Origin of the sequence: Litorerythrobacter xanthomarinus (genome assembly GCF_046254955.1) — a bacterium.
Taxonomy (GTDB): domain Bacteria; phylum Pseudomonadota; class Alphaproteobacteria; order Sphingomonadales; family Sphingomonadaceae; genus Qipengyuania_C.
Window position 1 is genome coordinate 1,552,942 of the sequence record NZ_JBJXRG010000001.1, and the last position, 15,030, is coordinate 1,567,971.

14 protein-coding genes, 1 tRNA gene and 1 pseudogene are annotated in these 15,030 nt (G+C 56.2%); 8 read left to right on the forward strand and 8 right to left on the reverse strand.

From position 1 onward, the window contains the following. Window positions 1–32 precede the first annotated feature (32 nt). Window positions 33–713, reverse strand: coding sequence for a GcrA family cell cycle regulator (locus ACEWMW_RS07765; protein WP_409413311.1), 681 nt, complete (start codon window positions 711–713; stop codon window positions 33–35). Window positions 714–783: 70 nt separating this feature from the next. Between ACEWMW_RS07765 and ACEWMW_RS07770 the strand changes: the two genes are divergently transcribed. Next, on the forward strand, window positions 784–1,680 hold the full coding sequence (locus ACEWMW_RS07770) for an ABC transporter permease (RefSeq protein ID WP_409413312.1): 897 nt from the start codon (window positions 784–786) through the stop codon (window positions 1,678–1,680). Window positions 1,681–1,684: 4 nt separating this feature from the next. Here ACEWMW_RS07770 and ACEWMW_RS07775 read toward each other — a convergent pair whose 3' ends face one another. Both ACEWMW_RS07775 and hspQ read right to left on the reverse strand, forming a co-directional pair. Continuing rightward, the gene (locus ACEWMW_RS07775) at window positions 1,685–2,266 is read right to left on the reverse strand and encodes a hypothetical protein (RefSeq protein ID WP_409413313.1); all 582 of its coding nucleotides are present in this window, start codon (window positions 2,264–2,266) and stop codon (window positions 1,685–1,687) included. 62 nt (window positions 2,267–2,328) lie between these two features. After that, window positions 2,329–2,709: a heat shock protein HspQ gene (gene hspQ / locus ACEWMW_RS07780; RefSeq protein ID WP_409413628.1), complete on the reverse strand. Its 381-nt coding sequence runs from the start codon at window positions 2,707–2,709 to the stop codon at window positions 2,329–2,331. Between the two features lie 162 nt (window positions 2,710–2,871). On the opposite strand from hspQ, the gene ACEWMW_RS07785 reads away from it, so the two are divergent. Further along, window positions 2,872–2,961, forward strand: a tRNA-Ser gene (locus tag ACEWMW_RS07785). Window positions 2,962–3,015: 54 nt separating this feature from the next. Here the strand turns inward: ACEWMW_RS07785 and ACEWMW_RS07790 are convergent. From ACEWMW_RS07790 to ACEWMW_RS07810, 5 genes are all read right to left on the reverse strand, one after another. Continuing rightward, window positions 3,016–3,717, reverse strand: coding sequence for an IS6 family transposase (locus ACEWMW_RS07790; RefSeq protein ID WP_409413629.1), 702 nt, complete (start codon window positions 3,715–3,717; stop codon window positions 3,016–3,018). Between the two features lie 117 nt (window positions 3,718–3,834). Continuing rightward, on the reverse strand, window positions 3,835–4,605 hold the full coding sequence (locus ACEWMW_RS07795; RefSeq protein ID WP_409413314.1) for a glucose 1-dehydrogenase: 771 nt from the start codon (window positions 4,603–4,605) through the stop codon (window positions 3,835–3,837). Beyond that, the gene (locus ACEWMW_RS07800; protein WP_409413315.1) at window positions 4,605–5,714 is read right to left on the reverse strand and encodes a DUF5938 domain-containing protein; all 1,110 of its coding nucleotides are present in this window, start codon (window positions 5,712–5,714) and stop codon (window positions 4,605–4,607) included. The genes ACEWMW_RS07795 and ACEWMW_RS07800 overlap by 1 nt, the downstream gene beginning before the upstream one ends. An 11-nt stretch (window positions 5,715–5,725) precedes the next feature. Continuing rightward, a complete protein-coding gene (locus ACEWMW_RS07805; RefSeq protein WP_409413316.1) occupies window positions 5,726–6,202 on the reverse strand; it encodes a DUF3237 domain-containing protein in 477 nt (158 codons plus the stop codon). Between the two features lie 11 nt (window positions 6,203–6,213). Next, window positions 6,214–7,776 carry an AMP-binding protein gene (locus ACEWMW_RS07810; protein WP_409413317.1) on the reverse strand — a complete coding sequence of 521 codons (1,563 nt, stop codon included), beginning with the start codon at window positions 7,774–7,776 and terminating at the stop codon, window positions 6,214–6,216. A 104-nt stretch (window positions 7,777–7,880) separates the two neighbouring features. Between ACEWMW_RS07810 and ACEWMW_RS07815 the strand changes: the two genes are divergently transcribed. The 6 genes and pseudogenes from ACEWMW_RS07815 (at window position 7,881) to ACEWMW_RS14555 (ending at window position 14,673) form a co-directional block, all read left to right on the forward strand. After that, on the forward strand, window positions 7,881–8,447 hold the full coding sequence (locus ACEWMW_RS07815; protein WP_409413318.1) for a TetR/AcrR family transcriptional regulator: 567 nt from the start codon (window positions 7,881–7,883) through the stop codon (window positions 8,445–8,447). A 68-nt stretch (window positions 8,448–8,515) separates the two neighbouring features. Further along, on the forward strand, window positions 8,516–9,700 hold the full coding sequence (locus ACEWMW_RS07820) for a thiolase C-terminal domain-containing protein (protein WP_409413319.1): 1,185 nt from the start codon (window positions 8,516–8,518) through the stop codon (window positions 9,698–9,700). A gap of 55 nt (window positions 9,701–9,755) precedes the next feature. Then, window positions 9,756–12,239 carry a TonB-dependent receptor gene (locus ACEWMW_RS07825; RefSeq protein ID WP_409413320.1) on the forward strand — a complete coding sequence of 828 codons (2,484 nt, stop codon included), beginning with the start codon at window positions 9,756–9,758 and terminating at the stop codon, window positions 12,237–12,239. A gap of 33 nt (window positions 12,240–12,272) precedes the next feature. Further along, window positions 12,273–12,773, forward strand: a complete 501-nt coding sequence (locus ACEWMW_RS07830) for a hypothetical protein (protein WP_409413321.1) — start codon at window positions 12,273–12,275, stop codon at window positions 12,771–12,773. Then, complete coding sequence (locus ACEWMW_RS07835) at window positions 12,770–13,693, forward strand: metal-dependent hydrolase (RefSeq protein WP_409413322.1); 924 nt, start codon at window positions 12,770–12,772, stop codon at window positions 13,691–13,693. The genes ACEWMW_RS07830 and ACEWMW_RS07835 overlap by 4 nt, the downstream gene beginning before the upstream one ends. Before the next feature lie 259 nt (window positions 13,694–13,952). Continuing rightward, window positions 13,953–14,673 (forward strand): annotated as a pseudogene (locus ACEWMW_RS14555) (IS6 family transposase). The last annotated feature ends 357 nt before the right edge of the window (window positions 14,674–15,030 follow it).

The window sequence follows — 15,030 nt, forward strand, 5'->3', positions numbered from 1 at the left end:
TCCTTGGGGACCACCGGGCGCAATTTCACGTTCTAGCGGACCCGCGGTCCGCCGAAGGGAAGCGGGGGAGGGGGGCGCCGTGCGCCGCGGGGCAACTGTGCCTGATACGCTCTGCCGCAATGTTCGACGCAATAGGGAAAACCCGGGTTTACCGCTTCGCCGCAGAAGTGGAAATCGGGCTCACCGGGATGGCCCATCGGCCAGCGGCAGACCTTGTCGGACAAGTCGAGCAGGCTGGTCTTGTCGGCAATCTCCGGGCTGGGTTTGGCCGGGACGAGGCGCCGCGGCGGAGCCGGCGGGATCGGTGGTTGCTGGTCACCTGGGCCTTGGCGCAGGAAGCCGCCGGGGCCGACCGAAACAATCTTGGGCAAATCGGGTTGGCGGTTGGGCAGCGGCTGGCTCGGAATTGCGCTATGGGCCTGAGTCGGGCCGGCGGCCTGATCCTGTTGTGATGCCGGTTTGGCGTTCTGCTTCGCCGCCGGTTTTGCGACCGGCTTCTTGGCAGGTGCCTTCGCCGCGGGCTTTTTGGGTGCCGCCTTCTTCTTTTCGTTGGCCTTGACGGGCGATGGACGCGATTTCAGGCCGAGGCGATGTGCCTTGCCGATCACGGCGTTACGGCTCACGCCGCCCAGTTCGTCGGCAATCTGGCTGGCAGTGGAGCCGCCTTCCCACATCTTCTTCAATGTGGCGATACGTTCGTCAGTCCAGCTCATGCAATTCCTGTTCGTTCAATTTCTTTCGGCCCGCTTGCCCTTGCAGCGCCAAGCCCCTAGTCGCGCCGATATGGTGGATCAAACCCATACGACAACCCCTCATCGCTCCGCGTCTTCGCCGGCGCCCGATCAGGCGTCAAGCGGAGGCAGTTTCCCGCCAAGAGGTGTGCCCGTCATCCAGGGGATCAACCGGATCGGTCTTTGGAGCCTCTATATGAAGGAGGTGCGCCGGTTTCTCAAGGTGCAGACGCAGACAATCTGGGCTCCGGCCGTCACCACCTTGCTGTTCCTGGTGATCTTCACCGTCGCCTTGGGCCGCTCAGGCCGTGAAGTGCTCGGCGTTCCATTCGCGAGCTTTGTTGCGCCGGGCCTGATCGTGATGGGTATGATGCAGAATGCCTTTGCCAATTCGTCCTTCTCGCTGCTGTCCGGCAAGATCCAGGGGACGATCATCGACCTGCTGATGCCGCCGCTATCGGTCGGCGAACTCATGACCGGAATAATCGCTGCGGCAATCACGCGCGCAGTGATGGTCGGGTGCACCGTAGCCGCGGCCATGTTTCTGTGGCCCGGAGTGACGCTTGCCGCGCCGCACATCTGGGCTATCATCTGGTTCGGACTGATGGGGGCGGCAATGCTCTCCTTCCTCGGCCTGTTGACGTCGATCTGGTCGGAGAAATTCGATCACAACGCCGCGATCACGAACTTCGTCATCGCGCCCCTGTCGCTGCTGTCAGGCACATTCTACGTCCTCGACAACCTCGCCCCGGCATTCCAAACTGTCAGCCGCCTGAACCCGTTTTTCTACGTGATTTCAGGCTTTCGCTATGGCTTCCTCGGCGAAAGCGATATTGGCTCAGGCGAAGGCGCAATCGTCCAGGCTGCCATAGTGCTGGGCCTGTTCAACCTGCTACTGGGCTTCGTGACATACCGGCTGCTCAAGTCCGGATGGAAGATCAAGAGCTGAAGGTCTAACTTGCCGCCCTGCTCATGGTGGCAATCTGATCGTGAGCGGAACGTACGTTCTCGACTTCGCCGAGCTCGAAATACTCGGTAGTTCTGTCGCCGTCGCTGTCCGTGCCGATGCCAATCGCGATTTTCAGCGAGCCCGATCCGTCAGCCTTTTCGCTCCGTTCGACCATGCCGATACGGCGTGCAGGGACGGATTTGACGCTGAACGACCGGCCGGCCTTGATCCGCAGAACCCGTTGATTGGTCACTGCATACAAGACCTTGCCCTTCTGCAATGCGGGCAGGAACGGCGCTCCGAGCATGCCGATCCCGACCAGGATGAAGGGAATGCCGAATGCGGGAAAGGCCCATGCGAGCCAGCTCGCCTCGTCTTGCATTTCCCTGGCACCCAGCGATGCCATCGCGGTCCAGAATACCGCGAAAGCGGTCCACGGGATCGCGAAAAAGTAGAGTGCGAACCCCTTGATTGCGATCCGCGCTATCTGTTCACCTTGCCACAGGATCCGCTCGCGATCCCTCAGCTCGCGCTCCAACGCGCCAAAAAGTTCTGTCGAGCCGGTCTTCGAAGGAACGTAGGTCATTCGGTCCATACGCACGATCTAGCACAGCATCGCTGCGCGAGCGTTAATCTTGCGAAGGATGCCTAGTGGGTAAGTTTGCGCCGCACGCGGTAGCGATTATTGGCGAAGTCCTCGAACATCTCCGGGACATCGGGATGGCCGACCGGGCCGCTCTCGCCATCGGGCAGCAGGTTCTGCTGGCTGACATAAGCGACATAGGAGCTTTCCTCGTTTTCCGCGAGGAGGTGGTAGTACGGCTGGTCGCGGTGCGGGCGGATCTGTTCGGGGATCGACTGGTACCATTCCTCGCTATTGGCGAAGACCGGATCGATATCGAAAATCACCCCGCGGAAGTCGAACATTTTGTGGCGCACCACGTCCCCGATGCCGAAGCGTGCGGAGGAATTGCGCGGCACATCGATGGTCCGGCCTGCCTGGGGGGAATAGAATTGCGCGCGATCCATGATCGCCATCATATGGCCTTTCGCCGAGGCAAAACAAGCGGGTGGGTGATTTGATCCCCGATCTGAGGCAAATGACCCTTGGCAAGCGCGGGGCCTTGGGCTAACGGCGCTGGTCCCGATGACCGGTGGCGAGATGCTGAAATGCTGTCGCTTTCTTTGTGCGGAGAGATGCCGGAGTGGTCGAACGGGGTAGTCTCGAAAACTACTGTGCGCTCACGCGTACCCAGGGTTCGAATCCCTGTCTCTCCGCCAACGGGACTGTCAGGTTAACTATCGCTAGCCGCGATGATGCGCGATCGCGAAAACTCAGCCAACTGATGCGGACACGGCTTGCCACTCGGCAAAAGCGCGGTCTCGATATTTTCGCATTGTCTTTCTTGAGACGAGGTGACGCTCGGTATTGAATGTATTGTAGATCGCTGAGTGGGTGGAAACGAAACGCTGTGCCTGGCCCTGTGACTTGAACAACTGCATTTTTCGTTCCCGTCTTCGCACGGGAAGGTGTGAATTCTCTGCACGATTGTTTTCGCGCAGCCTTCCAGGTTGATGCCGCTTCAAAGCGCCAAGGTCACGGAGCGCTGCCTTGTAGGAAGCTAAGCCATCCGTCACGATGGCATCAGGAACGAAGCCCTGCCGCTTCAATAATTTTCTGAGTAATTTCAGCGCAGCCGCCTTGTTGCGATGTTTCTGAACCAAGACATCAAGGACCTCGCCTTCCTTATCGACGGCTCGCCACATGAACATCCGCTTGCCGCCAATCCGGACAACCATCTCGTCCAGATGCCAGACACAATCTGCCGGTCTACGCCGCTTGCGGATGTTTGCTGCGATGGCTGGACCGAACTTGTCTGACCAACATCGAATGGTCTCATAGGTGACATCGATCCCACGTTCGGCGAGCAGATCCTCGACGTCTCGCAAGCTAAGTGTGAAGCGAAAATAGAGCCACACGGCCTGGCGGATAATGTCAGGATGAAAGCGATGACGCTTGAACGAAATGGGCTCCATAGCCCTCTGTTTAGCAACGAAATTCTCCATAGTGGAGACACGTTAGTGTTAGACTGACAGCACCGCCGTGCGCACCAAGTCGCCCTCAGGAAGTTAACCAATCAACGCCCAATGACCCTACTGCGCGGTGAACCCGCCATCCACTCGAAGCTGTGTACCTGTCACATTCGATGCCCGATTGGAGCAAAGCCACACGATGGCCTCTGCGACCTCCTCACTTGTGCCCAGCCGACCAATAGGGTGTAGCGGGGCAAGCGCCTCTGCTGCAGAGGGAGCTCCTAGCGCATCGGCGAGCTTATCGATCATGTCAGTCTGAATGCAACCAGGGGAAACGGAATTGGTCCGAATTCCTTCTGCCGAATACTCGATCGCCGAAGCCTTGGTTATCCCGTTCACGCCATGCTTCGACATGACGTATGGTGCCAGACCTGCGTAACCCACATTCCCGGCAAGCGAAGAGAGATTAACTATGGATCCCCCGTTTCCGAAGTGGCGCATATGCGGCACTGCATGCTTGATGCACAGCCAGACACCGCGCAAATTTATGGAGACGAGTCGATCGAACTGTTCGGTATCGCTATCCACTATAGGTGCAATATGGCCCTCGACTCCGGCGTTATTAACAAGACAATCGAGTCGGCCGAAATTCTCAGCTGCCCCAGCCATCAAGGCGATGACCTGATCTTCATCCGACGTGTCGCAAGCAATAAAATGCCCCTTGCGACCTTCTGCGCGGACCAGTTCTGCAGTCTCCTCGCCTTCCTCGCCAAGAATGTCGGAAACCAGCACATCGGCTCCCTCCTTCGCGAATAGAACCGCAGCAGCACGCCCGATGCCTCTTGCGGCACCCGTAATGACCGCTGCCTTTCCCTCGGCCATGCCTGCCATTACGAGATCTCCATGTTGACGAAGCCAAATTCGCTTAGCGCGCCGTAGAGTTCGCGGTGACCGAACGCTTCGCAGGGTGATGCAAAACCAGTTTTGAACGGGGGTGCGTTAACGAGGTGAAATGCGGCGGCGGCCTGTAGCAAACCAGTTTGCAAATATGCACAGGTGCCATGGATTGTCACATCACTACGGGCGATGCTGCCGCGCCCACGTACAATGTCGATAGTGCGATGCTCGCGTCTGTTCTCACGGGGTGGCATACCGCCCTGCATCGCGTCAGCCTTCTCTGACAGAATACGCTTCTGTTCATCAGCTGGCAGCGGTTTGATATCCTTTTCGAATTCCTCGGTGGCGGACAGGACGAATTGCATAAGTTCGCGGCTGTGATTGCCTCCAATGGCCCGGACTGAGGAGACTCGATGATCCCTTTGGAACCAGATCGGATGGCTCATTCCACCCCAAGGCAAAGCAAGCGCAGTCATAACCTCGGACGGGATCGGCACTTCGAAGCTTGTACCGGGGGTCCACGGCTTGAGATCACCTAGCTCAAGATACAGAGCTTCATGTTGCAAGACCGAATAGAAACTTTGGGTGGAAGCATAGGTGGGAATGCCTTTGAACAGGACCAATACATCAAGCGTATCGATTCCCGGGGTTTCCAACGCGTACTGGGCAGCTATTTCGCTTGTCGCGTACATGTAGGCTGTAGATGGGGCACAAACGAGGCCCGCTTCCTTGAACTTGGCGTCCCAATGGTCGGCGCATCGCTTGACCCAAGGCTGCTCCCCTGTGGTGTCGATATAATGCGCACCGGCATTTAGCGCTGCTTCAGTTACAATGTCGCCATAATCCACAAAGGGCCCAGTAACGTTGCAGACTACCTTGGCTCCCCTGAACAGGTTCGTCAGAGCCTCGACCTCCATATCGGCGGTGGCGATCTCGTATTTCGCAGTCTCGATGCCCGGCACCTTTGCCATGGCTTCCTCTATGCGCTCCTTGCCGCGGCCGGCGGCGATGAAGGGCACGTTATATTCGCGAAGATATTCGGCGACGAGGCGTCCGGTATAGCCGCTGGCGCCGTAGATCACGACGGGAAACTCGCTGGACATAGTAATAGCTCCTATTTCACCTGGAAGATATCGTAACGCACGCCGTCGGCGCCGCTCATTCCACGCCCCACGGCCACGATGCCATTGAGCCAACCATACTTCTCGCTCGCCGTTTCAAAGAGGGGATTGATGCGGAAGTAGTAACGGTCGGCCCCTAACTCCGGGTCAGGCTTGGCGAAGTCGAGTGCGATCGCCTGCGCCTCCTCGTTCGGAGCAACAATCCGTCCACCGTAAGTGACATAGATGAGATCGCCGTTCTCTGCTTCGATCACGATGCGCACATCTAAGGCAAAGCTGCCATCTGACCGAATTCGAGCCCAATCGGCGCCTGCCGCTGTGGCCAGTTTTCCATTTAACCTCGGACCTTCGACGATGCCGCTCGAAACGGGCAAAATCTGCCGAAACCCTTCGGGTCCGGCCCCAACCGCAAGTGGATCGCCAAGTGTCCCTTGCATCGAAAAGATATATTCGGTTTTCAATTCTCTCATGGGGCCTCTCCTCAGTTGACCTGCCTGATATTGTCGCCCCAAAAAGACGCACGCAGGGCTTTTTTGTCGGGCTTTCCGTAGGGTGTAAGTGGTATCTCTCTGACCGTCTCCACTCGTTTGGGAACCTTATACCGGGCCAGCCGCTCGCGGCATTTTTCGGTCACCGCGGCCGGGTCGAAGTCATCATTCGCGGGTATAACGAAAGCTGTGACCGCCTCCCCCCAATCATCGTCGGGAATGCCTATGACGACCACCTGTCCGACGCCGGTCACCTCTTGGATCACGTTTTCAACTTCGGTTGAATAGACGTTCATCCCGCCGGAAATGATCATGTCCTTGGCTCGGTCGACCAAGAAGATGTGCCCGGTCTCGTTCTGGTATCCGACATCGCCGGTGCGCAGATAATGCCCAGTATATGCCGCGTCGGTTTTCTCGGGATTTTCGTGATAACGTTCGAGCGTATAGAACCCCCGGACGGTGATCTCGCCGACTTCGCCCGGCGCGACTTCGTCGCCCGCCTCATCACGGATCGCAACATCGCAAAAAATCACCGGCTGCCCGCAGGACGTCAGCAGCTCTTCCGTACCGTGATCGCTTTTTGATAGCGTGGTGACCAGGTTAGGTATCTCGGTTTGCCCGTATATTTGCAAAAACACGGGGCCAAAAGTAGAGAGGCCTTGCCTCAAGCGCGCGGCAGTGATCGGGGAAGCGCCATACACAATCGTGCGCAGCGACGAGCAATCGCGCGATTTTGCCAATTGCGCATCGAGCACGCGGTAGATCATAGTCGGCACCATGAACATCCAAGTCAGCGCGCGCTCCTCGATTAGCTGCAAGACGCGTTCCGCCTCAAAGCTCCTTTCGATAGTAACGTGAGCTCCGCGAAGTAGCGCAGCCATGACAAACTGTTGTGCTGAGTGTGGAAGCGGAGAGCAGATCAAGAGGCGCTCATCCTCTGCGATTTCCGCATTTATCAGATGACTGAAGAAATTTACGGCAAGCGCCTGCTGCGTGTGAAAGACACCCTTTGGCCTGCCCGTTGTACCACCCGTATAGATTATAAGCCCTGGATCTTCAGCAGCGGCACGGGGCCAATCCGATGAGTCGGGAACTGCTCCTTCGTCAGAGTGCGCGTGGACATTAAAGTCAGTCAGAGCCGGTTCGCCATCGTCCAGCAGTTCTACACGTACAGAGACTTTTGCAGCAGTATCAGCAATCTGATCTATCGTGCCGACGAAGCTCGAGTGGGCGATTATTGCTGATGCGCCTGAATGATCGATCATATATGCGACATCATTGGCGGCAAGCATATCGTTGAGCGGCACCTTGCACGCGCCAGCGAGGACAATGGCCATGTCCGCAACCACGTAATCTGTACTATTGCGAAGTAACAATACGACCTTTTCTCCCGGCCCGACCCCGCCATCGACAAGTATCTCGGCCAGTTGCAACGCTCGCCTTTCAAGTTCGCCGTAAGTCAGCGCCCCGTCGACCGCTTGGACAGCTGGTCGAGTCGAATAGCGGGCAAATGCCCGTTCAATATGATCCCGCAAGATCAATTGGTCGAAGCGCATTGCGCCACCTCCCCTCAAACGTCTATCACCGAGCCGACAACAACAGATCGAACGGTAATACTATGGCTCCTACATTACCGCAGAAAGGCGCGAATCGCACGCAAATGTCAAGTCGTTTGTCGGATGAGGAATTGTCCCAAGCGTTAGAGCAGCTATTTCTGGCCCGCGGATTCCGCAATCTCAGCCTCAAGGAAATGGCGAGTGAGTTAGGTTGCTCCTATCGCAGGCTCTATGCGATTGCGCCGAGCAAAGAGGCGCTTTTCCTGACGATTATCGCTCGCTTCTTTTCACGCGTTAAGAAAGAAGGCTGGCGCCGCGCTGCCACTGATTCGCCGTTGACGGATCGGATACGCGACTATTTGCGTGTCGGGATCGAAGCCGCGCTCCGCGCGGGACCAGAGTTTAACGAAGATATCGCTGGTTTCGAGGCAGGCCGTATCCTGTTCGACGAATTTCAGGCGGAACGGATCGACGGCCTCAAAGCCCTTGTGGACGAAGGAATCTCCGACGGCCAATTTGACGGATTCCATTCGCAATTGGTCGCCGAAGTCATGATTCAGGCTGTGCGCAGGATACGAAGCCCTGAGTTTCTGGCACGATCAGGCCTCACTTTTGCAGACGGGCTCTCGGAACTGTCCCGACTGATACGGTTTGGGTTGCTGAAGCGGTAATATAAACTATCTTGCGTTACCGTTACTGGTAAGCTAATCCTTTCGGAATTACCGAGAGGAGAATCGGAATGCCGGACGGGATTGTTCGCATCGTTGGTGTAGGCATGACCCGTTTTCGCAGGCCCAGTGAGGGCGCGCGATACGAAGAGCTCGCTGAAGAAGCTGTACTTCAGGCTTTGGCGGACGCGGGTGTCTCATATTCGGATCTTGATCAGATCTACGCCGGATGGGCTTATGGAGATACCACGAGTGCACAGCGGGCGTTGCTCGGCCTCGGCATGACTGGGGTGCCAATCTTTAATGTCAACAATGCCTGCGCATCTGGTTCAAGCGCTGCATTTCTCGCACGCCAAGCAATTCTGGGAGGCTCTGCCGACTGCGTACTGGCGCTTGGCTTCGAGCAAATGCCAGCTGGCGCACTTTCGCTTTTCTTTGAGGACCGAGCGGGGGTTCTCGATCGCCATGTGGCCGTATCCGATGCGATCCTTGGCCCTTCCGATCATCCACTGACGCCAAAAGTTTTCGCCGCAGCAGGTCGAGAACATATGCAGCGAGATGGTATATCAGCCGAGGCTTACGCGCGAATTGCGGTAAAGGCGCGCGCTCACGCAGCGAGCAACCCCAAGGCTGTTTTCCGCGAACCAATCACGGTTGAAGAGGTCCTCGAGAGCAGAGAGATCATCGCTCCCTTGACCAAGCTTCAGTGCTGTCCGCCGACCAGTGGAGCAGCAGCCGTTGTGCTCGCCTCCGATTCTTTCGCACGCACGAGGGGCTTGAATGCAGCTCCTGCAATCCGCGGCATGGCGCTGACCACAGATACTCCAAGCGCTTTCGAAGGCAGCGCTATAGCCATGGTAGGCAGCGACATTGCCCGCAGTGCTGCAGATAAGGCTTACGCCGAGGCCAATATAGACCCATCAGATATCGATGTCGTCGAATTGCACGACTGCTTCACTGTAAATGAAGCGCTGTCCTACGAAGCCCTACGGCTCGTGCCAGGCGGCGAGGCCGAGCGCATGATCATGGATGGCGACAACACCTACGGCGGCCAGGTGGTGACGAACCCCTCTGGCGGCTTGTTGGCAAAAGGTCATCCGCTTGGTGCAACGGGTCCCGCGCAGCTTACCGAGCTGGTCACACAGCTCCGTGGGCAGGCCGGAGCGCGCCAGGTCGATGGCGCGCGCATTGGGGTTCAGCACAACGTCGGATTGAATGGAGCGGCGGTCGTAACCGTCCTCGAACAAGCAAATTGATTGGTCAACAACAACGCGACTTACAGTCGCCGGCCGATCATTGGGAGGAACAAAGATGATTCAGAGAAAATTCTTGCTCAGTGCGTCTGCATTGACAGTCATGGCGGCCATTTCGACTCCGGCGAACGCGCAAACGCAAGCAACACAGGATGAGCTGGCGCCTAGTGACCAGTCACCTATAGGTGCATTGGCAACGGATCAGAATGTAATCGTCGTTACAGCGACGCGGCGGGAGGCGGACCTACAGCAAGTCTCGGCATCGATTTCCGCTTATGACGAAAAAGCTCTTGAGATCCAACAGCTCGACACCATCGAAGATCTCGGAGCGATAGCGCCAAGCGCACAGGTCGCCTTCTATCAGGGAGAGGCCCAAGTGTTCCTCCGCGGCGTCGGAACGCCAATCACCATTGGTGGCACTGACAGCGCTACCGCGCTCTATCGGGATGGCGAATTTCTATCTCGGGCGGCGGCCGGTATTCCCGGCTTTTTCGACGTACAGCGCGTCGAAATCCTTAAGGGTCCACAAGGCACACTCTACGGCCGGAACGCCACTGCTGGTTCGGTTCTGATTACATCAAACCAGCCGACTACTGATTGGAGCGGTTCTGCGCGTGCGACATTCGGCAATTACGACCGGATCGAGCTGGAGGGAGCGATAAGCGGACCTGTAGTCGATGACACAGTATTAATCCGCTTGGCTGCCAAGAAGACTAACAGGGATGGATACACGGAAAGCCGCGACTTGTTTTCGGGGCGCACTTACGATTTGGAGAACCAGGACGAATGGTTTCTCCGCGGGGTCGTGGAATTCCGACCAACAGTTGATCTCACAGTTTCTATCACTGGGGATTACTATTCCGCTGACGATCGGGCCAACACGTTTTTCTTGATCGACAACAGCTTCGGATATTCACAGCCGCCATTCAATCCCACGGGTCCGGCGATAAATACCTTTGGTATCCCTGCCGGAAATTTCGGCATCAACGTCTTCACGCTACTCGGCCAGAGCGCTGGGAATATCAGTGCAGAGCGTACACGCGAGGATCAATTCTCAGATATCGATGCCTTCAACAAGCCAGAAATCTGGGGCGTAAGTGGACGCATCGATTGGAATATTGGCGAATACAATTTGCGGACTGTCACAGCTTATCGCGAGACGAAACCGCGCAATTTCGTGGATTTTGACCTGTCAGACTCCCCGGTGGGGCAGCAGACACAATTCCGCGCTGAAGATCAGACACAATTCTGGCAAGATATCCAATTGAGCTCGCCAGAGGCCAACCGTTTTCAGTTCATACTTGGCGGATCGCTCTTCATCGAACGCAATGATATCCGAAATGAATACCTGATCAGCTCGCTTCCTGATTTGTTTGATTTCGCTATTGATGGGTTGGGCCTGTTCCCCGAAGTTGCACGCTTACCTCAGGGCGCCGGCTGCTGCGTATTCGAACTCAATGGCCGGCTCGAAACAGAGGCATATGCGGTGTTTCTTGATGGCTCCTACGAGTTGACCGATCGCCTAACCGCGCGTGCCGGCATTCGCTATTCGAAAGAGGAGCGCAGCGGCGAGAACCAGCTCGCGACCGAGCTCGCGCTAAACAATCCCGTGTTGTTGGGACCACCCTTCACCAATGTGGCGCCATTTGCGGATACTAGCTTTGATGCGTTCACGCCAAAGTTCGGGCTAGATTTCCAGGCCACAGATGACATTTTTCTGTATGCTGCCGTCCAGCGCGGCTTCAAGTCCGGCGGTTTCAATATCGGCAGCTTGCAAAATGAACCGTTCGATCAAGAGCTAACCTGGTCTTACGAGGTAGGCGCTCGTACGGAATTGGCCGACGGGGTTTTCCGCTTCAATGCAACGGGCTTTTATTACGATATTTCGGATCTGCAGGTGCAGACGGTCGTAAACAATTCTATCGTTGTCAACAACGCGGCCGGTGCGGAAGTCTATGGGGTGGAAATCGAGGGCGCGGTGTTGCCATTCGACGGGTTCCGGATTGATTTTGCAGGGACATGGCTGGAAACGGAGATCACCGACATCGACATCGAAGCCGCGATCGATCCGACCCGCCTAAGCGTACCATCCGATCCAACCCTCATCAATGTCATCGAGGATGCATCGACCATTCCGACAACAGGGGCCTTCAATATTGTTGGCAACCGCCTACCCAAGGCACCCAATTGGCAGTTCCGCATCGGGGCCCAATACGAAATTGCCATGCAAAGCGGTGCCTTGATCACTTTGCGCGGGGACTGGTCATATCAGGACGATATTTTCTTCAATCAGTTCAATGACACCGGCTACGCCGATTTACCGGTCGAGCCAATCACCCAAGACGGTTACCATTGGCTGAAAGCAGCTCTTCGCTTCGATGATCCGGCCGAGACATGGTCTCTGACTGCTTTCATCGACAATATCACAGACGAAGAAGTCGTGACCAACGCTGTTTATAACGGCGCCGTTTCAGGCCAATTCGGCCTCGGCAGTTTGGCGCCGCCACGCACCTACGGCTTGACCGCTGCGGTCCGTTTCTAGGCCCCTGCCAGAGCGATATGGAGGTACATGCATATGGCTGATACATCGAAAAGCTACGCGATAACGATAGCCCGGCACGGTTTCATGGTGATGCTGGTGGGCATGATCGGTGGTTTCGCATTCGCGTTCGCCCTGATTGATGAAGTCAAGCTATGGCCAATTCCCAGCGCTCTGGCGGACAGTTTTCCAGGCAATCCCGATCGTTGGCGTGCAGTCCACGTAGGATGCCTGCTTAACGGAATCATGGCGGTGGCTTTCGCCGCGGTTGCGGATCGGTTTGCTCCGACTACCCGCCAAGCGGCCTGGATTAAATGGGGCACCGTTACAACAGTCTGGGGAAATGCCTCGTTCTACATTTTTGCGCTCATGGCGCCGAACCGGGGCCTTAGTATGGACGGGAACGCCTTAGGCGCGGGAAACCTGGCCGGAGTAATTTCTTTCACTTCGGGAATGGTCGCAGCATTCGCGTTGTTTGCCGTGATCATTATTTTTCTGCGTTGCGCCACCACGGCTTCGAAGGACGAAGCGTCATGAAGGCGTCAACAGACGAGCATACGCACGACACCCATCCGATGGACAATATAGAAGTGCGCCCGTTCAAGTTTGCATTCGAAGATATGCGGCCTGAAGAAGCGGTCTGGAGCGATAACTCGGAACTTTTCGCGATTTTCGCAAATGCGTTCAACTTGCACGTTCCGTACTTCGAGCAGTATCTGGTCCGGACGATAGTCCGCGCAATCAAGAGAATGGACGATCCAGCCCTAGTAGCCGACGCGAAAGCCATCATCGGGCAAGAAGCCCACCACGCTCATTCGTTCAAAGCATTCAATAGAGTGTTGGCGAGACGGTATCCGCAGGCAAAGCGGCTTGAAAGCGAAGCGAAGGCTTTTTTTAAAGCGCACGAGAAAGATGACAGTTTCAAAGAGATGGTCGGCTTTACAGCAGGCTATGAGACATTCACCTTTCTGGCTGGAATGATATTTCTCGAAAAATATGAAGAGTGGTTTTCGAACTCAGATCCCGCAGTGAAAGCGATGTGGGTCTGGCACCAGGTCGAAGAAGTCGAGCATGGGGCCGTGGCTTTCGATGTCTACAAGCACTTCTTTCAAAAGGATGAATCGTATCGTCGTCGAATGGTTGTGAAAGCTGCTTGGTTGATCTTGAGCGAGACAGCAATCGCATACGGACACATGTGCAGAATCGAGGGTCATTGGCGCAATCCACTACGTGCCCTGAAGGCAGTGAGTTTCTTCGTTTCAATGGTAGCCAAGATGGCTTGGAACGTGCTGCCGGTTTTTTCTTCTGGCTATCATCCGCGCAATCACCCGTTGGCAACTACCGACCAGAATGAAATCGCCGTTTCGTGGCGCCGCTTTCACAAGGCAGGAGGCGATGTTCTTGCGATTGATCGGGAGAAAATGGCGCGCATCATGAAACTGCAGACAGTCGGATAGCGGATCATTAAATTTCCTCGGCGAGGCGGGGGGCGCTGTCAGTCGCACGCTAACCGCTATCCAGTTGGCAGAGCTCGCCCTACCGGCGTTTCGCTACAGGCCATGAGTGATTGCCACTCTGCGAGGGCGGCAGAGCAGCGGGCCTTGTAGGTCTGTCTGTCGATGAGATGGCGTTCGGAGTTGAAGTGGTTGGAGATCGAGGCGTGGGTGCTGTCAGACTAACGTGGTAACCGCAGGCGAGGGCTGCTAGCTGGCTCGGATGAGCCGCAAGTCGAGAGCCAAGCAGCCCGGTCCAGTCAAGCGCTTTAACTCATTACCAGAAGTCATCCGCCTTGTGGTGATGATCTATGCTCGCTTTCCGTTGAGCTTGCGGAATTTTGAAGATCTTCTGGCCGAACGCGGCATTGATATTTGCCCCGAGACGGTTCGGTTCTGGTGGAACAGGTTTGGCCCAGTGTTTGCGGCCAACATCAAGCGACAACGGGTCAGCCGTATGCGTGGGTTTCGCAACTGGCGCTGGCACGTCGATTAAGTCTTTGTGAAGATCAGCAGAGAGACCCACTATCTGTGGCGCGTAGCGGATCACGAAGGCGAAGTGCTCGAGAGCTACGTTACAAAGAAACGGGATAAATCAGCCGCTATGGGCTTCTTCAAGAAGACGTTGAGGCGGCACGGAAGGGTCGAGGCGATCGTTACAGACGGTCTCCAATCTTACCCAGCAGCGATGCGCGATCTCGGCAACCTGGAACGAAGAGAAGTGGGCAGTTGGCTGAACAACCGAGCGGAGAACAGCCACCTTCCATTCCGACGAAGGGAACGAGCAATGCTTAGGTTCCGGCAGATGAAGAGCTTACAGGAGTTCGCTTCAGTCCACGCCAACGTCCACAATCACTTCAACTCGGACCGCCACCCAACCGACCGCCAGACATACAAGGAAAACCGTTCAGCCGCATTGGCAGTGGGCAACTCTACTGGCCTAAGGCCTGGCGTGGTTAGGTTAAGCTCCTTCAAGGGGAGAGTGGTTAGCGTTAGACTGAAAGCACCGTCCAATGGAATATGCTGGAATCGCTCGGGAAACCGCTGTCAGTCGAGCTTTCGCTTTGGGAAGCCAGAATGATAAAGCGATGTATGTGAAGTCAGTCGCGGCAGATGAATGCAATCGATTGTGTGGTCTACAACACTGAATTTGCCAGTTCCCGAAATTGGGGAGTTTACCCCATAGCGAGCACTGCTGCGCCGACTAGTATTCCACATCTTTGATAGCTTGGCCGTCTGTGCTCTCGCTCCTCCTTGAAGTTCAGGAGTTCTGCGAACCGCGCTGATGGCAGCAAGGGGTG